Origin of the sequence: Pedobacter petrophilus (assembly GCF_009674725.1) — a bacterium.
In the GTDB taxonomy this organism is placed as follows: Bacteria; Bacteroidota; Bacteroidia; order Sphingobacteriales; family Sphingobacteriaceae; genus Pedobacter; species Pedobacter petrophilus.
Genome location: NZ_WKKH01000014.1, coordinates 46,523 through 66,214 on the forward strand (window position 1 = coordinate 46,523; position 19,692 = coordinate 66,214).

22 protein-coding genes are annotated in these 19,692 nt (G+C 37.2%); 15 read left to right on the plus strand and 7 right to left on the minus strand.

The window, feature by feature from the left end; translation table 11 throughout:
* The first annotated feature begins 51 nt into the window (after positions 1–51).
* The 4 genes from GJU39_RS11000 (at position 52) to GJU39_RS11015 (ending at position 2,871) form a co-directional block, all read left to right on the plus strand.
* Positions 52–501, plus strand: coding sequence for a DoxX family protein (locus GJU39_RS11000; protein WP_154280858.1), 450 nt, complete (start codon positions 52–54; stop codon positions 499–501).
* A 10-nt stretch (positions 502–511) separates the two neighbouring features.
* Entirely contained in the window at positions 512–1,318 is an 807-nt protein-coding gene (gene mazG, locus GJU39_RS11005; protein ID WP_154280859.1) for a nucleoside triphosphate pyrophosphohydrolase, read from the plus strand.
* A gap of 66 nt (positions 1,319–1,384) precedes the next feature.
* Positions 1,385–2,452, plus strand: coding sequence for an ATP-binding protein (locus GJU39_RS11010; RefSeq protein WP_342448200.1), 1,068 nt, complete (start codon positions 1,385–1,387; stop codon positions 2,450–2,452).
* A 32-nt stretch (positions 2,453–2,484) separates the two neighbouring features.
* Positions 2,485–2,871: a hypothetical protein gene (locus GJU39_RS11015; RefSeq protein ID WP_154280860.1), complete on the plus strand. Its 387-nt coding sequence runs from the start codon at positions 2,485–2,487 to the stop codon at positions 2,869–2,871.
* On the opposite strand, the gene GJU39_RS11020 is transcribed toward GJU39_RS11015, so the two are convergent.
* Positions 2,868–3,248, minus strand: coding sequence for a YchJ family protein (locus tag GJU39_RS11020; RefSeq protein WP_154280861.1), 381 nt, complete (start codon positions 3,246–3,248; stop codon positions 2,868–2,870). The two genes, GJU39_RS11015 and GJU39_RS11020, sit on opposite strands and share 4 nt — an antisense overlap.
* Before the next feature lie 73 nt (positions 3,249–3,321).
* Between GJU39_RS11020 and truA the strand changes: the two genes are divergently transcribed.
* The gene (gene truA, locus GJU39_RS11025; protein ID WP_154280862.1) at positions 3,322–4,122 is read left to right on the plus strand and encodes a tRNA pseudouridine(38-40) synthase TruA; all 801 of its coding nucleotides are present in this window, start codon (positions 3,322–3,324) and stop codon (positions 4,120–4,122) included.
* 22 nt (positions 4,123–4,144) lie between these two features.
* Here the strand turns inward: truA and GJU39_RS11030 are convergent, their stop codons facing one another.
* The 3 genes from GJU39_RS11030 to gyrB form a co-directional block, all read right to left on the minus strand.
* Positions 4,145–4,819, minus strand: coding sequence for a hypothetical protein (locus tag GJU39_RS11030; protein WP_154280863.1), 675 nt, complete (start codon positions 4,817–4,819; stop codon positions 4,145–4,147).
* A gap of 1 nt (position 4,820) precedes the next feature.
* Positions 4,821–5,159 carry a PadR family transcriptional regulator gene (locus GJU39_RS11035; RefSeq protein ID WP_154280864.1) on the minus strand — a complete coding sequence of 113 codons (339 nt, stop codon included), beginning with the start codon at positions 5,157–5,159 and terminating at the stop codon, positions 4,821–4,823.
* 248 nt (positions 5,160–5,407) lie between these two features.
* Positions 5,408–7,366 (minus strand): DNA topoisomerase (ATP-hydrolyzing) subunit B, encoded by a 1,959-nt coding sequence (gene gyrB / locus GJU39_RS11040; RefSeq protein WP_154280865.1) that lies wholly within the window; start codon positions 7,364–7,366, stop codon positions 5,408–5,410.
* Between the two features lie 592 nt (positions 7,367–7,958).
* On the opposite strand from gyrB, the gene GJU39_RS11045 reads away from it, so the two are divergent.
* From GJU39_RS11045 to GJU39_RS11055, 3 genes are all read left to right on the plus strand, one after another.
* Positions 7,959–8,558 carry an OmpH family outer membrane protein gene (locus GJU39_RS11045; protein WP_154280866.1) on the plus strand — a complete coding sequence of 200 codons (600 nt, stop codon included), beginning with the start codon at positions 7,959–7,961 and terminating at the stop codon, positions 8,556–8,558.
* 65 nt (positions 8,559–8,623) lie between these two features.
* Positions 8,624–9,106 carry a nucleoside deaminase gene (locus tag GJU39_RS11050; protein WP_154280867.1) on the plus strand — a complete coding sequence of 161 codons (483 nt, stop codon included), beginning with the start codon at positions 8,624–8,626 and terminating at the stop codon, positions 9,104–9,106.
* Positions 9,107–9,160: 54 nt separating this feature from the next.
* Positions 9,161–9,934 (plus strand): EcsC family protein, encoded by a 774-nt coding sequence (locus tag GJU39_RS11055; protein WP_154280868.1) that lies wholly within the window; start codon positions 9,161–9,163, stop codon positions 9,932–9,934.
* On the opposite strand, the gene GJU39_RS11060 is transcribed toward GJU39_RS11055, so the two are convergent.
* Positions 9,935–10,336 (minus strand): RNA-binding S4 domain-containing protein, encoded by a 402-nt coding sequence (locus GJU39_RS11060; protein ID WP_154280869.1) that lies wholly within the window; start codon positions 10,334–10,336, stop codon positions 9,935–9,937.
* Between the two features lie 163 nt (positions 10,337–10,499).
* On the opposite strand from GJU39_RS11060, the gene GJU39_RS11065 reads away from it, so the two are divergent.
* Both GJU39_RS11065 and GJU39_RS11070 read left to right on the plus strand, forming a co-directional pair.
* Entirely contained in the window at positions 10,500–11,318 is an 819-nt protein-coding gene (locus GJU39_RS11065) for a 2,3,4,5-tetrahydropyridine-2,6-dicarboxylate N-succinyltransferase (protein WP_154280870.1), read from the plus strand.
* A gap of 15 nt (positions 11,319–11,333) precedes the next feature.
* Entirely contained in the window at positions 11,334–12,539 is a 1,206-nt protein-coding gene (locus GJU39_RS11070) for a glycosyltransferase family 4 protein (protein WP_342448197.1), read from the plus strand.
* 3 nt (positions 12,540–12,542) lie between these two features.
* Here the strand turns inward: GJU39_RS11070 and GJU39_RS11075 are convergent, their stop codons facing one another.
* Positions 12,543–13,091, minus strand: coding sequence for a DUF4136 domain-containing protein (locus GJU39_RS11075; RefSeq protein ID WP_154280871.1), 549 nt, complete (start codon positions 13,089–13,091; stop codon positions 12,543–12,545).
* 193 nt (positions 13,092–13,284) lie between these two features.
* On the opposite strand from GJU39_RS11075, the gene GJU39_RS11080 reads away from it, so the two are divergent.
* The 5 genes from GJU39_RS11080 to GJU39_RS24120 all read left to right on the plus strand — a co-directional run bounded on the left by GJU39_RS11080 (position 13,285) and on the right by GJU39_RS24120 (position 18,311).
* Positions 13,285–13,851, plus strand: coding sequence for an L-threonylcarbamoyladenylate synthase (locus GJU39_RS11080; RefSeq protein ID WP_154280872.1), 567 nt, complete (start codon positions 13,285–13,287; stop codon positions 13,849–13,851).
* Positions 13,852–13,937: 86 nt separating this feature from the next.
* Positions 13,938–15,392, plus strand: a complete 1,455-nt coding sequence (locus tag GJU39_RS11085) for a CCA tRNA nucleotidyltransferase (RefSeq protein ID WP_245227804.1) — start codon at positions 13,938–13,940, stop codon at positions 15,390–15,392.
* 99 nt (positions 15,393–15,491) lie between these two features.
* Positions 15,492–16,136 carry an IS1096 element passenger TnpR family protein gene (locus GJU39_RS11090; RefSeq protein WP_154280873.1) on the plus strand — a complete coding sequence of 215 codons (645 nt, stop codon included), beginning with the start codon at positions 15,492–15,494 and terminating at the stop codon, positions 16,134–16,136.
* Between the two features lie 71 nt (positions 16,137–16,207).
* Positions 16,208–17,149, plus strand: a complete 942-nt coding sequence (gene miaA, locus GJU39_RS11095; RefSeq protein ID WP_154280874.1) for a tRNA (adenosine(37)-N6)-dimethylallyltransferase MiaA — start codon at positions 16,208–16,210, stop codon at positions 17,147–17,149.
* An 85-nt stretch (positions 17,150–17,234) separates the two neighbouring features.
* A complete protein-coding gene (locus tag GJU39_RS24120) occupies positions 17,235–18,311 on the plus strand; it encodes a matrixin family metalloprotease (RefSeq protein WP_280790412.1) in 1,077 nt (358 codons plus the stop codon).
* Positions 18,312–18,386: 75 nt separating this feature from the next.
* Here GJU39_RS24120 and GJU39_RS11105 read toward each other — a convergent pair whose 3' ends face one another.
* Positions 18,387–19,685, minus strand: coding sequence for an SGNH/GDSL hydrolase family protein (locus GJU39_RS11105; protein ID WP_154280875.1), 1,299 nt, complete (start codon positions 19,683–19,685; stop codon positions 18,387–18,389).
* Positions 19,686–19,692: the final 7 nt, after the last annotated feature.

A 19,692-nucleotide genomic window follows, 5' to 3' on the forward strand; every position in this document is an offset into this window, starting at 1 on the left:
CATTTAAGATTTAGCTTTACACTTATTTTACAGTTTATTATTAGGATTTAAATGAAACCACTATTCGTATTACTTATCGTCTATGTAGCCTTGCTTGCATTTGGCAGCCACACCCCTTTTGATAAAGGAAATATCTTTGCCGGAAATATTGCAATGGCCGTAATGCTCCTGTTCACCGCCATTGGCCATTTTAAATTTAAAACTTCCATGGCAGCAATGATTCCGCTTTTTATTCCAAAAAAAGTAGAAATTGTGATCATTACCGGCATTTTAGAAATTCTATTCGCAGTTGGATTAGGGATCGAAAATACACGTTACTACACAGGAATAGCACTAATTATATTTTTATTCGCCATTTTACCTGCCAATATTTATGCTGCAAAAAACAAAATTAACTATGAAGATTTGTTTAAAACTGGCCCCGGAATTAAATATTTATGGTTTCGGATTCCATTTCAATTTTTCTTAATCGGCTGGGTTTGGTATTTTAGCGTTCGATAAAAGAAACAACATGCCCAATAACCCAATTCCAGTTACTGCAAATAATCCTGCTGACGCTTTCAACAGACTGCTAACCGTACTCGATACCCTTCGTACGCAATGCCCCTGGGATAAGAAACAAACCATGGAAACTTTACGTCATTTAACCATTGAGGAAACTTATGAGTTAAGTGATGCGATTTTAGAAGGCGATTTAAATGAAATTAAAAAAGAATTAGGCGATGTAATGATGCACCTGGTTTTCTATTCAAAAATCGCATCCGAGACAAATGATTTCAATATTGTGGATGTATTAAACGGCGTTTGCGATAAATTAGTTAACCGCCATCCGCATATTTACGGCGATGTTGAAGTAGAAAATGAAGAAGATGTAAAACGAAACTGGGAACAGATTAAGCTCAAAGAAGGAAATAAATCAGTTTTAGCCGGTGTGCCAGGTTCATTGCCAGCCCTGGTAAAAGCATCCCGCATTCAGGAGAAAGCGCGCGGTGTTGGCTTTGATTGGGAAGATAAAAATCAGGTTTGGGAAAAAGTAGAAGAAGAGCTGCAAGAGTTTAAAGCAGAATTTAATGTTGCTGATAATACCGCTATTGATGTGGAAAAGGCAGAAGCCGAATTTGGCGATGTACTTTTTTCCCTGATTAATTACGCCCGCTTTATCAATATCAATCCAGAGAATGCCTTAGAGAAAACCAACAAAAAATTTATAAAACGTTTTCAGTATTTAGAAGATAAAGCAAAAGATAACGGAAAAGCTTTAGCAGATATGACACTCGCTGAAATGGATATCTATTGGAATGAAGCCAAAAAGCTATAATATCACGTAATCGAAAGAGCCCTTATTAAATCTATCGAAAAACATCTTGCAGATAAAAAGGCTATCATACTTTTAGGCCCCAGGCAAGTTGGAAAAAGTACGTTGCTCGAACAGCTTTCTTCTAAGTTGATCGCTCCTGTAATCTGGTGGAATGGCGACGACGCTGATATACGAAATATCCTGGAAAACACTACTTCTACATCATTAAGATCGCTGTTGGGTAAAGCTAAGACATTGGTTATAGATGAAGCCCAACGGATAGACAATATTGGTATTTCTATAAAGTTAATAATCGATCAACTTAAAGATGTTAAGGTAATTGCAACAGGATCTTCGGCCTTTGAATTAGCAAATCATATTAATGAACCATTAACAGGAAGAAAATGGGAGTATAACCTTTTTCCGTTTTCTTTCGGAGAGATGGTAAACGAACATGGATTACTGAATGAGAAAAGGTTGTTGAATCATAGATTGATTTATGGCTATTATCCAGAAATAGTAGTCAATCCGGGAGAAGAAGAAATCAGATTAAAACAGTTGTCAGACAGCTATCTATATAAAGATATCTTGAATTGGGAGAAAATCCAGAAACCCGATAAAATGGAAAAATTGCTCCAGGCACTTGCTTTCCAGGTTGGCAATGAGGTTTCTTACCACGAATTAGGTCAGCTAACCGGATTAGATAATCAAACCACAGAGAAATATATTAATTTGCTCGAAAGGGCTTTTATCATCTTTAGGTTAGGCTCATTAAGTAGAAACCTGAGAAATGAATTAAAGAAAAGCCGTAAAATATATTTTTATGATAATGGCATTCGAAACGCAGTTATTAATCAATTCAGCCCGGCCAATTTACGTCAGGATATTGGCGCACTCTGGGAGAACTTTGTAGTAAGTGAAAGAATTAAACTCCTTGCTTATGAACAAATTAATTGCAATAAATACTTCTGGCGCACACATGCCCAACAAGAGATTGATTATATCGAAGAAAGAAATGGATTAATGACTGCCTATGAAATAAAGTGGAATATTCACTCAAAAGCAAAATTCCCCAAAACTTTTATCAATGCTTATCAGGATGTTAACACCAAAGTTATTACTCCGGAAAACATCCACGAATTTCTACTTGTATAGTAATAAAGCAAAATGCGTTCAAATTAATCAACATGACACCAAAAAACTTGATTCATATTATCACTTTCAATGTCCGAGCAACCCGGACTATCGGAGATGACGGCATTATTCCCTGGATAAATATCGGTCGTGGAAATGAGGAAATTCTTAATCTGATTGATGCTGACGAAATTGTGATTACCGAACATGCATTAGCAATTTCACTAGACTATCCACTTGCTGAGCCTGTTACTTTTCAGCTATTCTCATCGATAGGTTTTTCAAGGAAACTGTTGTTGGTAGAAATCAGAGAAAAGTTCCTGGAAATACTGAAGCAGCAAGACGTTAATTTTGATCTTTCAACGCTGGATTTGGTTGCGTTAGATGTTTATAAAACCGAATCCGGAAGTGTTGAGCTTACTTTAGATATTGATCTTTAATAGAACACTCCATAAACGTAATACCATTTTCCATCTTCTAATCTAAAGTTAGACTGCTCATGTAATACCGCTGGCTGAAATTTTTGATTAAGATAAAAAGCCTTAAATTCTACCCGATCCAAGCTGGCAGAAACGATTTCCAGCTTCAGCCACTTTGTATCTTTCGCACTTGTTAAGTATGCATCTTTTAAGTTTCCCTTTCGTTTGCTCGCATGCGTAGTTTCATACAGGTAATCGCCATCGGCTAAAACAAAAGCCGAATACCTCGATCGCATTAAAGCTTCAGCCGTTGGAGCCTGTTTTATTTTTAAATGATAAGGCTGGCAACAGTTTTCGTATAGTAAACCACTTCCACAAGGGCAATTGTTATTATTCATCTTCTAATTTAACAGCAAAATTATGATTTAATATTTCCTCTACTAAATTTTCCGTAGAATTGCAGTCGAAATAATGAGATACTTCTTCCACATCGCCTATCAGGGTCAATATTACAGTGGCTGGCAAAAACAACCTGGGGTTAAAAGCGTACAGGAAGTTATCGAGCAAACACTTTCTAAAATTTTTAAGACGACAATCACTATTATAGGTTGCGGCCGAACTGATGCACATGTGCATGCAAGTCAGTTTTTCTTTCATGCAGATTTGGAAGAGGCATTTGATTTTGATTTGGTTTTTCGTCTCAATAAAGCTTTACCTTACAATATAGCTGTTTTTGATATTATCAAAATGGAGGGCAAGCCCCACGCCCGTTTTGATGCCGTTCAGCGGAAATACGACTACTTTCTGCACACCTATAAAGATCCCTTTCTGAGCACACAAAGTTCGCTTTACCAGGAAGCAAATCTTGATCTAAATAAAATGAAGACGGCGGTTAACCTTTTAACAAAGTATAATGATTACAGGGCTTTTTGTACCCACCCAAATAAGTACGACCATACAAAGTGTAATGTAATGGAGGCCGGTTTATTCGTGAATGCTAAAGGAGATAGATTTCGTTTTCACATTGCCAGTAACCGTTTTTTAGGTAAAATGATTCGAATAATTATGGGACAACTTTTAAAAGTCGGCAAAGGCGAATTAAGCGTAGATGAGTTCGAAAGTCATTTTATCGATTTGCAAATAGGTAATGTTGTTTCACCAGCTCATCCAACAGGCTTGTATTTATCTAAGGTAACTTATCCATATCTAAATCTGGAACCAAGAACTGAATTTTTAACCGCAACGCAAGGAATAGATTGGTTATCTGTTTAATTAATGAGCTAGAAATCTCTTACTAAATCTTGTCTATATTCTTATTGATTAAGTTAAACTTTTCACGCAGCTGTCTACTTTCAAGAATTCCCTGTTTCGCTACGCTAACAGCTGAAATATAATATAATCCATAAAGCGTAATTGCAACTGAAGTAAATAGATAGGAGGCATTCATTCCATACAAATATGCAAAAATAACCGTCACGAACACGTCCCTGTAACCCAAATACGATTCTGAAATCTTGTAAAGCATATATTTCTCATAGGTAGCGGTTTTTAGTTTCGAAGTTAGCGATGCAACTAAAAACATGATATAGCTTAATATTGCTAATGTTAAAAATCTATCTTGACTACCAATAAGTTCCTGAATTTTGTACACAGAAAAGCCAGAAAATAAAACTAACGCAATATACTTGTAGTTCAAAAGGTATATAAATTGATTAGAAAAAAGCTTGTTATATTTTCTACTTATTCCTTTTATAATAGAGGCTTCTATCTGTCTGAAGCCTTTTGGCCCAAAGGAAGACTGCGTTTGATTAACGCCATCTTGAAATGTCAGATTCGCATTTTCAGTCATCCTTTCTTCCACTGCAGTTGCCACGTGATCCAAAATTTCCATTTGAACATCAATATATTTAAATCCACTTTCTTCTAAATGAATTCTTAATTTTTCGATCTGTTGTTTTGTGAGCTGCATATTAAAGAGTCGGCTTTAAGTTCAACAATAGTTGTAATTGGGAGATAAATTCCTTTGCTTCCTGGAGTTTACTCACTACCTTTTTCTCACCCTCTTTCGATAACGAATAATATTTCCGTACCCGGTTGTCTACAACTTCTGTGGAGGTTTCTAAAAGTCCATCAGCTTCCAACTTATGCAAGGCAGGATATAAGGCTCCTTCTTTAAGCAATAATTCTCCCTGGGTAATAGACTTTACTCTTTGTGTAATTTCATAACCATACATCCGCTCATTTACTGATAACAAGTTTAAAATGATGGTTTGCAAAGTGCCCTTAAATAATTCATTATTTATTGCCATAACCAAATGTATAAAAAAAACACATACCTAAGAAATTTATGTATATAATTTATAAAGCAAGTGATCGATATTGAATTTAAAGCAGCATTCCTATAGGGCCAGCTGTAACCATTGTTCAGGTATATTTTAAATACAGATTAACCAAAAATTAACAATCCTTTAGCCATGTAAACAAAAAACCCTCTTCAATTTTAAACTGAAGAGGGTTTAGTATTTAAAAGCTTAAGTCTTTTGCCTTTCAGCTCAGATTAAGCATCAATTTTAGCATATTTAGCGTTACGCTCGATAAACTCTCTACGTGGAGCAACTTCATCGCCCATTAACATAGAGAAGGTATGATCACATTCTGCAGCGCTTTCGATAGTTGCTTGTAATAAAGTACGGGTTGCCGGATTCAAAGTAGTATCCCAAAGCTGTTCCGCATTCATTTCACCCAAACCCTTATAACGTTGAATGTGTACGCTATCTTCTTTACCATTACCTTTAATGCGTTGTACAGCCGCATCACGTTGCACATCATTCCAGCAATATTCAAAGTCTTTACCTTTTTTAACCTGGTAAAGTGGTGGCGAAGCGATATAAACATAACCAGCTTCAATTAGCGCCCTCATATAACGGTAAAAGAAAGTTAAAATCAGGGTGGTAATGTGAGAACCATCAATATCCGCATCCGTCATGATTACGATTTTGTGATAACGTAATTTCGTCATGTTCAAAGCCTTATCGTCTTCTGGTGTACCAATGCTCACCCCAATGGCAGTGAACATATTTTTGATCTCGTCATTTTCGTAGATTTTGTGCTCCATCGCTTTTTCCACATTCAAAATCTTACCTTTTAAAGGTAAAATAGCCTGAATATTTCTATCACGACCTTGCTTAGCAGTACCACCCGCAGAATCTCCCTCTACCAGGTAAATTTCGCATTTTACAGGATCACTGTCAGAGCAATCGGCAAGTTTTCCTGGCAAGCCAGAACCACCCATTACACTTTTACGCTGCACCATTTCGCGGGCCTTACGGGCCGCAGCACGAGCAGTAGCCGCTAAAATTACTTTATTAACAATCATTTTAGCTTCCTTTGGATTTTCTTCCAAATAAGCACCCAATGCCTCGCCAACTGCAATATCAACCGCACCCATCACTTCACTGTTACCCAGTTTCGTTTTGGTCTGACCTTCAAATTGTGGTTCTTGTACTTTTACAGAAACTACTGCAGTTAAGCCCTCTCTAAAGTCATCACCCGTAATTTCCATTTTCAAGTTTTTCAATAAACCCGATTTATCAGCATAACTTTTTAGTGTACGCGTTAAACCTCTCCGGAAACCTGCAATGTGTGTTCCACCCTCGTGTGTGTTAATGTTGTTTACATAAGAGTGAACATTTTCTGAGTAACTGTCATTATACTGGAAAGCCAGCTCAACAGGAACACCATTTTTAATTCCATCGATGTAAATTGGTTCCGGCAAGAAAGAAGCTCTGGTACCATCTAAAAAGGAAACAAATTCTTTTAAACCACCTTCCGATTGAAAAACTTCCGAAAAAAATGTTCCGTCTTCCAAAGCTTCACGCTCATCAGTCAGGGTTAATTTAATCCCTTTGTTTAAGAAAGCCAGTTCACGTAAACGACTAGCCAGTGTATCATATTTGTATTCTGTAGTTTGCGTAAAAATTGTTGCATCCGGAGTAAAAGTTACAATCGTACCCCGTTTATCAGTTGTTCCAACTTCTTTTACTTCATACTGCGGAACACCAATTTTGTATTCCTGCATCCAGATTTTACCTTCACGGTGTACTTCAGCCTTTAAATCTGTAGATAATGCGTTTACGCAACTTACCCCCACACCGTGCAAACCACCAGAAACTTTGTAAGTATCTTTGTCAAATTTACCACCCGCGTGTAAAACGGTCATTACGATTTCAAGCGCCGATTTATTTTCTTTTTTATTGATCCCGGTTGGAATACCACGACCATTATCTTCTACTCTAATTGAGTTTCCTGTTAAGATTCTAACATCGATTGTATCTGCATGACCGGCCAACGCCTCATCAATCGAGTTATCTACAACCTCATAAACCAAGTGGTGCAAACCTTTCACACCAGTATCGCCTATATACATCGAAGGGCGCTTACGCACCGCTTCCAAACCTTCTAAAACCTGTATATTATCTGCCGAATAATTTGACTTTAAATCTTGTTCTTCGCTCATATTTTAATTAAAAACTATAAGTATCAAAAATACGGAAAATTTGCCAGTTTAACTAATATGTGGATAAGTTTCAAGGTTGAAGACCACCCCTTAGAACCTAAGCAAAAACCCCTTTAAACAGTTTTAGATAAGGTATTTAAAATGAACATTAATATTGAGGCGCATGAGTATTAATTAACCACAGATAGACAGGATCAACACAGATAAAAGCCAGGATAAATGGCAATCACTTAAATTAATTAATCATGGATAAACATGATGCAATTTTCTCAATCTGTCACAATGAGCTTTTCGAAATGCACCAAATCATACTTTTAGCGCCTTAAAACATCAACAAACTGCAACCTGATTTGCATTTATATGGGCATCTGTTGATTAAAAATATAACTATCCTGCTAACTCTGCACCCTAATCCGAATTTATCTGTGTACATCTGTGGTTAAAATTTCCCAAACTTGCCGCCCTGCAGTAAACTCCAGCTTAATCTATGGTGAAGAAACTCCAAATTCGTATCACTATTTGCAACACCATTACTTTCAAATTGGATATAAAAACTAATTTCTATAAGTTTGCTAAAATTTATTAAACAATAATGGAAAGAAAAACCTTTAAAACCTTTGGTTTATTTGCTACTGCTGCTTTAATCACAGCATTTTCCGCATGCCAAAACAAAGACGCTAAAACAACTGAAACTAAAAAGACAGATAGCACAACTGCGGCAGTTTCTGTTAATGAAAAAATAGTATTTGTTAATCAAGATTCATTATTGAATAAATATGAGTATTACAAAGATTTGAGAACCAAATTCGAAACTAAAACTAAAAATGCTCAGGCAGATTTACAATCGAAACAACAAGCTTATCAACGCGAAGTAACTCAATATCAACAATCTGCGGGTACACTTTCTGCAGATCAGCGCAAAACTACTGAAGAACGTTTGGGTAGAAAAGGTCAGGAATTACAAGCTTACCAACAAAATGCTGGTGGTGCTTTACAAAATGAGCAGGCTGTAGAAACTGAGAAACTGTACGATAAAGTAGCTGGTTATTTAAAAACATATTCAAAAGAAAAAGGCTATAAAATGGTTTTAACTTTCTCTAAAGGCAACAGTGCAATTCTTTTCGCTGATGAGAGTTTAGACATTACGTCTGAAGTGATTAAAGGCTTAAACGCAGAATACTCAAAAAAATAGTTTGTAAAACAAATACTTTCAATGCTCCGATTTAATCGGGGCATTTTTTTTGCTTAAATTTTTAGATGGAGAATGAAAAACAACACGAAGAATTTATGAAGATGGCTATTGCGCTATCCGTAAAAAATGTAAGCGAAAATATTGGAGGTCCGTTTGGTGCCGTAGTGGTCAAAGATGGGAACTTGGTAGCCGGGTCGGCAAATAAAGTCACTTCAACCAACGATCCGACAGCGCATGCAGAAGTTTCGGCAATCAGGCTGGCCTGTACCAAACTGAATACTTTCGACTTAACCGGTTGCGTAATTTACACAAGCTGCGAACCCTGCCCAATGTGTTTAGCCGCCATTTACTGGGCCAGAATTGGCACCATTTATTATGCAAATACGAAGGTAGATGCCGAAAATATTGGCTTCAGTGATAAATTCATTTATGATGAAATAGACAAACCGATGGAGAAACGAAGTTTGCCGGTGGTGCAAATGTTGAGAAACGAAGCTCTTGAAGCCTTTAACCTTTGGGAAACTTCCCCGCTTAGACTTGAATATTAAGATCTCTTTGAAACAATTGAAGCCTATCAAACGTCTCAGTATAAACGAAGCGGCATGACTTACGAGCAAAAAATTACCAATGAACTGGACTTCTGGAAGTTTAAAACTTTACAAAAGTCTTCTCTTTTTAGCAAAGTTACCGACAGCGTTCAAAAAAAGATCAATAGCTATATTCCGGACAAAATTCACAATGCCATCACTACAGCCATAAAACAAATGGTTAAAGCGGTTTTGTTTGGATCAACGTTTACAACCGCTAAACCTATTTTAGATTTAACACTGATGCACCGGGAGGCATTAGTTAAACAAAAGATAGATACTTATAAAAAAACCGGAGCTGCAGAGGGCGGAATTACTGGCGCAGGCGGATTTTTAATGAGCCTGGCCGATTTCCCGCTATTGCTCGGAATTAAAATGAAAATGCTTTTTGATGTTGCCGCCGTTTATGGTTATGATGTGAAAGATTACCGTGAACGCCTTTACATTCTTCACATTTTTCAACTGGCTTTTTCCAGTAAAGAAGAAAGTAAAAACATTTATTTGAAAATGCAAAATTGGGATGAGCTTGCCCATAAGTTGCCCACAAATATCGATGAATTTGACTGGTTAACTTTTCAACAGCAGTATCGCGACTATATTGACCTGGCAAAACTGGCGCAAATGGTACCATTTATTGGTGCTGCCGTTGGTGCCGTAGCAAACTATAAACTCATCGAAAAATTAGGGAAAACAGCCATGATGAGTTACCGCATGCGTTATTTTAGTCTTCAGTCTGTAGTCCTCAGTCAGGGGTCGACCCACGACTTCCGACTCAAGACTAAGGACTAATTAATCTTCCTCCTCAAACATTCCACCAATTAAATCATCAGTTTCACGCCTGTCTTTTTTAGTCGGGCGACCCGTACCACGGTCACGTTTTAAACTCGGCGCATGGAAAGCAGATTTAAATGCATGCGTTTCTTCAACAGGAGTTAAATCTTTATATTTTGTTAATGCCGTTGGTGAATCTGTTCTGTTATAAGAAAAATCAACTACTTCGATTACTTTTTTCTCTATCCCTTTGGATACCTGATAAATATCACCAATTTTCACGATGGATGACGGCTTGATATTCTGACCTTTCAACTTCACCCGACCTGCTTTACAGGCATCCGTTGCCAGACTTCTGGTTTTAAACAACCTGATTGCCCACAAATATTTATCAATCCTTAGTTTTTCTGTCTCCGCCATAATGTTTTTTAGTTGATTGGCTTTTTAGTTGTTTAGCAACCATAGTCCAAATATCTAAAATCTAAAAAACCAAAGTTAAGCAACCAAAGTCTAAAAAACCAAACACCTAAAAATCTAAAAAACCAAAAATTTTAAGTTATTTTGCGTAAAATTTAAAAACATCATGTATTCAGATTTAAAGAAATTAATTGAAGCCGCTTGGGAAGATAGAACCCTTTTAAAGTATAGCAACTATTGCGAAGCCATTGAAACCGTAATTCAAGGATTAGATAAAGGTGAAATTCGCGTTGCTGAACCAGTTTTAAATTCCTGGGGCATTAATGAGTGGGTAAAAAAAGCTGTTATTTTATATTTCCCGATTCGTGAGATGAAAGAAATTAAAAGCGGTCCTTTTGTTTACCACGATAAAATGGATTTAAAAACAGACTATAAAGCAACTGGTGTTCGTGTTGTGCCGATGGCAAGCGCGCGTTATGGAGCATTTTTAGCAAAAGGTGTGATCATGATGCCATCTTACGTAAACATTGGTGCTTATGTTGATGAAGGCACAATGGTTGATACCTGGGCTACCGTTGGATCATGTGCGCAGATCGGAAAACGTGTTCACTTAAGCGGTGGCGTAGGCATCGGCGGCGTGTTGGAGCCTATTCAGGCGGCACCTGTAATTATTGAAGATGATGCTTTTTTAGGTTCAAGAGTAATCGTTGTTGAAGGTGTAAAAGTAGAAAGAGAAGCTGTTCTGGGCGCTAATGTAGTGTTAACAGCATCAACTAAAATTATCGATGTTACTGGCCCAACCCCTATCGAATACAAAGGTGTTGTTCCAGCCCGTTCAGTAGTAATCCCAGGTAGCTATACGAAAAAATATCCTGCCGGCGAATACCAGGTTCCATGTGCACTAATTATTGGCAAACGTAAAGAAAGCACAGATAAGAAAACTTCACTTAACAATGCGTTGAGAGAAAATAATGTAGCTGTTTAAGCTAAAAGCATAAAGGTGAAAGCTGAAAGCGCTATAAAAAATTTAAAAGCCGAAAGCACTGAACTTGAGCAATCAAGCTTTGGTCTTTCGGCTTTAAGCTTTCCGCTCCGGATTGGTTTTGATGGCAAACGTGCCGCAAATAATTTAACAGGCTTAGGTAATTACAGCCGGTCGTTAATAATGACATTATCCGGGCAGTTTCCTGATAATCAATACTTTGTTTATTCGTCAAAAGTAAAAAGTGCGAAACAGATTGATTCATTTTTTGAAAAGGATAATATTACCTTAAAGCTACCGAAAGATGGGGCCTTTCTTTGGAGAACTTTAAATATCCTGAAAGATCTGGGTCGAGATCAGGTACAGGTTTTTCATGGTTTAAGTCATGAAATTCCTTTTGCCATTCAGCATACCAAAATCAAGTCTATAGTAACCATTCACGATCTGATATTCCTTCGCTTTCCGGAATATTATCAATTCATCGATCGTAAACTCTACGAATGGAAAAGCAAATCAGCCTGCAAAAGAGCCGACAAAATCATCGCGATCAGCGAAAAAACGAAAGCTGATATTGTAGAATTTTACGGAACTGATCCTGATAAAATTGAAGTAATTTATCAAAGTTGCGATGATAGCTTTAAAAATGCATTGCCCCAGCAAAGCTTAAAACGGATTAAACTTACTTATAACCTTCCTGATAAGTACATCTTGAATGTAGGCACAATCGAAAAGCGTAAAAACCTGAAGGTGATTATCCAGGCGCTCAAAAATGTTGATGAAGAATATAAGCTTGTAGTAATTGGAAAACAAACCTCTTACTTTAAGGAAGTAGAAAAAGAAATGGAAAAGTTGGGATTAAGCAATCGTGTCATTTTTCTAAAAAATATTCCTTTTGCAGATTTACCTGGCATTTATCAAATGGCCAGTCTTTTTGTTTATCCATCATTTTATGAGGGCTTTGGGATTCCTGTTATTGAAGCTTTATATTCAGGAACACCTGTAATTGCTGCCACAGGCTCATGCTTAGAAGAAGCCGGAGGACCATATAGCATCTATATTTCCCCAACCGACGTAAGCAGTTTATCCTACCAGATAAATCACGTGTTGAGTAATCCATCACTTCAAAAAGAGATGAAAGAAAAAGGGCTGGAATTTGTTCAAAAATTCAACAGCCCTAATGTTACGCAGCAATTGATGGATTGCTATAAAAATGTGTTAAGCTAATTATTACTTAGCTGCTAAAGCATTTGGAGGATATTGCGCTAAAATCTCTCTAACACCAGTGTAAAGGCGCTCTTCTCTTTTCTTTAAATTATCTAGATTGAAACCGCTTCCTCTGCCATGCCAGAATAATTCTTTTTTTGCCGGATCAAGGAAATCAATAATAATGGTTCCTTCAATATACTGATTTACATAATTGCCGCCGCCCCAGAATGGAGAACCCCATCCACCACGCCAGCCCCAGCCACCGTAGTAACCAGGTCCGTAGATATCAGTCTTCTCTCTGGCCACAACTACTAAATTAACCAGCATATCTGGTCTTTCTGATTTAGTAAAGCCCTTGGCATTCATTTCAGCTTCAACGGCTGCCACCAAACGTCTTTTGTCCAGATTATTTAATTTAACTCTCGCAAGTCCTTTATCGTAAAAATTGTAAGTTTTGTAACGATTAAAGTCTGCATTTTTATCGAAATCAGATGCCGTGCGGAGACTCGAACATCCTGCTAATGCGATTACAGTTGTAAGCAGCATTAATAAGTTTTTAACTGTTTTCATTGTGTGTTGTTTTATTTAAATAACCGATAATAAAAATAACAAAATTTAATCTCAAATTCTTAAGAAACATGTAATTTTTACAATCAAATTGTTTGGATAGAACGTGTTATGAAACAGAAAGTTTTACCGCAAATGTTAAATATTTTGAGAATAGTGAAGATTTAACATTTCAACTAAAAAATTACCTTTGTATATGCTAAGAGAGGAAATTAATAAAGCTTTAGAGGTACTGAAAAGTGGTGGTGTAATCCTTTACCCCACAGATACCATTTGGGGTTTGGGCTGCGATGCCACACAGGCAGATGCTGTAGATAAATTGCTGAAAATTAAAAACCGCCCCGCTGAAAAAAGCCTGATTATTTTGTTAGATGTAGACAGCAAAATCCAAAGCTATATCAATGAAGTTCCCGAGGTGGCTTATGACTTAATTGAATATGCAGAAAATCCGTTAACCATTGTTTTTCCCGGCGCTAAAAACCTGGCACCAAATGTGATCAATGCGGATGGAAGTGTGGGCATCAGAATTGTTAAACACGATTTCTGTACGCCGCTCATTCAGCGCTTCCGTAAGCCTATCGTTTCTACCTCTGCAAATTTAAGTGGCCAGCCATCTCCAAAGTTCTTTGACGATATTGATCCGGAAATTCTTGAACTTGTAGATCTTGTGGTTGATTTTGAGCAGGAAAACCGAAACATCAAAAAACCATCTACAATTATGAAACTCTCCCCGGGAGGACAATTTGAATTTATCCGCCGATAATCTCCGGCTTATCGGCCGCCTATTCCAGCCAAAACCCTTTGCGCACCAAATGTTTTTAGTAATTTCGGCCATTATTGCCTTTATATATGGAATCTAATTTAAGCGATGGAAGTGAGTGGTCCTCTTCAATGGATTTAAGCGTTCATCTGAAAAATCCGATATTTAAAACACTTTCATCTGTAGCAGACCAGCTTAACATAGAAGCCTATGTTATTGGCGGTTTTGTGCGTGATATTTTCCTAAACAGGTCTTCAAAAGACATCGATGTGGTGGTGGTGGGTAGCGGTATAGCTTATGCAGAGGCCGTTGCAAAGAAATTGAAGACAAAAGTTGCCATCTTTAAAAATTTCGGCACTGCCAATATTAAGTACCATGATTTAGAAATAGAATTTGTTGGGGCCCGCAAAGAGTCATATCGTTCAGAATCCCGCAAGCCAATTGTAGAAGATGGTACTTTGGAAGACGATCAGCTTCGCCGGGATTTTACCATCAATGCACTGGCAATTAACCTCAATGCCACTCATTTTGGCCAACTGCTGGATCCATTTAATGGTCTCCTCGACTTAAAAAGCAAATTTATTCGCACCCCGCTAAATCCGGAGGTTACCTTTTCTGACGATCCTTTGCGAATGATGCGGGCAATTCGCTTTTCATCACAGCTGAATTTTAAAATTGATCCGGCTGCACTTAACGCAATTAAAATGCAGAAGGAACGGATTAGTATTGTTTCCAAAGAGCGGATTACGGATGAGATGAACAAAATTATTTTGTCGGCCAAGCCATCTATAGGTTTTAAACATCTTTTTGATACTGGTTTATTATCCATTATCTTCCCTCAAATGGCGCAGCTTTATAGGGTAGAAATTATTAAGGGGAAAGGACATAAAGATAACTTTTACCATACCTTAGAAGTGTTGGATAATATCTGCATCTACACGGATGATTTATGGTTGCGTTGGGCGGCTATTTTACACGATATTGCTAAACCGGCAACCAAACGGTTTGAAGAAGGACATGGCTGGACTTTCCACGGGCACGAAGATAAAGGTGCGAGAATGGTTCCGAAAATTTTCGCACAGCTCAAATTGCCTTTAAACGAAAAAATGAAGTATGTACAGAAACTGGTTCAGCTTCATTTAAGGCCGATTGTTTTGGCTCAGGAAGTGGTTACAGATTCTGCAGTAAGAAGATTGCTTTTTGATGCCGGCGAAGAGATTGATAGTTTAATGCTGCTTTGCAATGCAGATGTTACAACTAAAAACGAATACAAAAAAACGAAGTATCGAAACAATTTCGATCTGGTTAAACAGAAGCTGAAAGATGTAGAAGAAAGAGATAAAATCCGCAACTGGCAACCTCCTATTACCGGAAACGATATTATGGTAACCTTCGGCCTGGAAGCAGGAAAGGAAGTAGGTATGATAAAAAATGCTATCCGTGAAGCAATTCTGGAAGGTGAAATTACCAACGACTATCAGGAAGCATTTGATTTTATGATTAATCAGGCAAAACAAATGGGATTAAATCCTGTTCTTAAATAATTTAATTGACCAAACACCACCTGAAGGCATTCTTTTGTGCTAAATGATGTTTGTGGTTAATGTAAATTAACTTTATTTTTACGGTTCCAAAATACAATAATGGCAATTTATAAATTCAGAATTACTTTCGAAGATTTTGATGATGTGGTGAGAGAGATCGACATTAAATCAAACCAAACATTTGAAGACCTGCACAAGGCTATCCATAAATCTACAGGCTATAATGCCGAAAAATCTTCTTCTTTTTATGTAAGTACAGACAATTGGCTGAAAGGTGATGAGATTGCCTATCTTCCAAATGAAAGAAAAAAAGATCGTGTGGTTTTAATGGAGAATTCTAAGTTGAGCGGTTTTATCGAAGATCCGCACCAAAAGTTTTACTACACTTATAATTTTGACCGTCCTTTCGATTTTCATGTAGAATTAGTGAAAATTGTTTTAGATCCCGATTCAAGCATTGAGTATCCGTTTTTAGCCAAAAGTTCCGGTGAAGCTCCAAAGATTTTCGAAAAGAATTCAGTAAGTACAGATGATGTTGAAAATGCTCCTGTAGTTGCCGGTGAGTTTGACTTTTTAAACGAATTGAATTTCGTTCCGGAGGATACAGACGAAATCGAAGCCATGGGCGAAATGGGAATTAATGAAAAAGAACGTGAAGATGATGAAGAATCTGAGGATGATGAGTTCGGAGATGAATTTTCTGACAATGATAATTACGATGAAAGTCAAAAAGACGACTATTAATCAAGACTAAAATACAAACAGAAAGTCAGATGGAAACGTCTGACTTTTTGCTTTAAACTAAATAACAAATAATGGCGGTGTGGAAAGAAAAAACTTTAGTGTCGGTAGTCGGCCCAACGGCAATAGGCAAAACGGCATTAGCCATTCAGCTGGCTCATTTTTTTAATACCGAAATTATCTCTGCAGATTCCCGCCAGTTTTTTAAGGAGATGGCAATTGGTACTGCAAAGCCAGATAAAGAAGAACTGGCAGCGGCCAAACACCACTTTATAGATTCTCATTCCATCCAAAAATTATTCAGCACCGGAGATTTTGAAGTGGAGGGATTGAAAACGCTTGATGATATTTTTGAGCGTAACAACATCGCAATTATGGTTGGCGGTTCCGGCCTATACGTAAATGCCTTAATTAACGGGTTGGATGATATGCCCGAAATTGATCTCACGATCAGAACACAACTGAATGAGCAGTTTAAATTGGAAGGCATTGCTCCTATTCAGGCAAAATTAGCTGAAGTTGATCCAGAATATTTCGCTAAAGTGGATCAACAAAACCCGCAAAGAATGATCAGGGGGCTGGAAGTCTTTCTATCTACCGGGCAAAAGCTTTCTTCTATGCTTTCTGCTACTAAGAAAGAAAGACCGTTCAACATCATTAAGATTGGTTTAAATACAGACAGGGCAATCCTATATGATCGGATTAACAAACGTGTAGATCAAATGATTATAAATGGCTTAGTGGATGAAGTAAAATCGCTCGTAGCCTTTAGATCTTATAATGCATTGAATACCGTGGGTTACAGTGAAATTTTCGATTATCTGGATGGCAAAATTTCACTTGAAGATGCAGTTTCTTCTATTAAACAAAATACCCGTCGTTTTGCTAAACGCCAGCTCACCTGGTTTAGAAGAGATGGCGAAATTGAATGGTTTGAGCCAGATGAATTTGATAAGATTATAGAACTTATATTTCAGACAAAAAACTATAAAAGTAATACCACAAATTACCAATAACTTATACTATTAAAAATGTAGTTACATCTGTATAATCATGAATTAAATATTTAAGTTTGGTAAGGAAAACTTTAAATATTTAATTATGAAAAACAAAAATTACATTTTTACTCTTCTAGTTACGGTTTTTTTAAGCTTCTTCGTATCATCTTGTAAAAAAAATCAAACTTTAGCCGAAGAATCAAAACCAGATATCTACAAGAATATTAAATTTATCAACGATTGGATTCCCCAGGAAGGAGCCTCATTATCTAATAAGGCAGCTAAACTTGCTATGACCAAGGGAAGTCCATTAAATGATATTTTAACATCGTGGATTGCTCAAGGAAATATTTTTCAGCCTGGTAAAAATTTAAAGGTCGGCTTTCTGAATAATCCAAGCGTAATGGATGCTACAACAGCTAGAGATCAGGTTTTTAAAGGAATTAGCGCATGGTTTGCCATTAATGTACCAAATATTAGCGTTAGCATTAGTGCTATTACTTCAGTACAATACGCAGATGTTAAGGTTGGATGGTATAAAGGAAATCATGGTGATGGGACAAATAATGCATTTGATGGCCCCGGAGGAACGCTTGCTCATGCTTTCTACCCTACAAATGGAGTTATCCATTTCGATGACGATGAAAATTGGTCTGCATCATTATTTGGACCTGAGCCCGGCACTATAGATCTGGCATCAGTAGCAGCTCATGAATTTGGTCATACCATTGGATTAAACCATTCAGAATGTTCCAATGCAACTATGACCCCTTATTATTTCGGATTAGCCATGCGAACCTTAAGTATTGATGATGTAGTTGGATCCAGAACAATTTATGGCAATAACCCGAATTATGAGAATGGAATGATCGGCAATCTGGATATTACCGTTGGCCAGGAAGTAACCTTTACCTTATTTTATGGCTATGATTTTATATTGTCTCCAATTGGTAATCCGCCTATCATGACTTATAATCCAAATAATCAACCACCCTTTAGGTATTCTTCTTTAAATTGGGTAATGCCTCCAGGGGTTGATTTGATCAGTGGTCAGGGAACTTCTCAGGTTGTAATCAAACCTAATGGACAATTCACTGGAGATGTAATCATAAAAGCTTACATTTCTGATTGTAATGCAACCACAGAGATAAAATCAATGGTTGCAAATATCCATTATTAACTTTCAAGAGAACTCAAAACAAATAAAGCCAACTCTAACTTTAGAATTGGCTTTATTATGTAATTATAAGAGAAATTATTTATCAGGAAATTTCACTCCTCTATATTTACTAACATCAATTGTCGGAACAGTTGCACCATATTTAGCATTAATGGCATCAATAAATACGTTAGCAATTGCAGCATTCCCCCTTGGCGTAAGGTGAATTCCATCTAAAGAAAACGCCCCGCCAGAAATGAAAGCCGCATTGATGTTAATTCCCTGAACGGCAATACCTGCTTTTACTGTATTAAAGTATACATAAGTATCAGCAATGGCTAATCCTTTACTTGTAGCAATAGTTTTGATGCTGCTATTATAGCTATTTACATAATCTTTCACTTTGATTACTTCATCTTTATCCAGTACCCAGTTACTGGTTATCGGGTTTCTAGGATCTAAACCATAGAAAAAACCCAACGCATTTGGACGCGCAAATAGATTCGCATTTTGAAAAGGTAAACGGATTAAATCTTCTGCTGTTGCGGCTCTAACTGATCCGGCACCTGTTTGTATATAGATAGCAGCGGCAGCTGGATTGATTGCCTTTGCAGCAGTTAATAATACTGCTGGCGTAACAGTGTTGAAATAAGGAACCGCAGTCACATCAGGAATGGTAGCTACCACACCTTTTTGACCACCCGCTGTAAGTGCATTTACAAAATTTGAATACAAAGAAGAAAATGTAACCTTATCTGTTAACGCAGTAGTTGGGTCTGTAGGTATAGTTACAGCGCCGTTTAAAGCATAACCCAATACATCGTTATTACCTAACCATAACGAGAAGAAAGTATGATTTCTACCTTGAACATATTGAAAATAACTGGTCGTACCCACTTGAGCATCGCCTAATAAACGTTCAAAATATGGATTTGCAGCACTAAAAGTCGGTGCAAAGGATAAATCTACACGCATCCCCGGAACGCCCAAATTTTGAATCTCAGTAATATACTTTGCTAAGCGGGTATTTGTTGGTGTATCTCTCCACCCATTTCCTGCTACCGGAGTCAATGTTGGCGTGCCATTTACTAAAGCAGTTAAGCTAACATAACCGGAACCATTTGCCTGCGCATCGGTAAAAAATGGGGAAGTAAAAGCACCGCCACCTACAATAGCCATTTGAGCAGCTATTAAATTTGGATAAGCAACTTTCTGTCCTTCCAAATACAAACCACCATCGGCAAAGCCTGAAGTTAATGAATTACCTACAGCGATATATTTACCAAAATTTGCAGTACCTGCCGTTGTTGCAGCAGGTGTTTCAATTTCCGGTTTACAAGATGCTGCAAACAAGATGGTAGCAGCAACAAGACTATTTAATATAATTTTTTTCATGTTGATA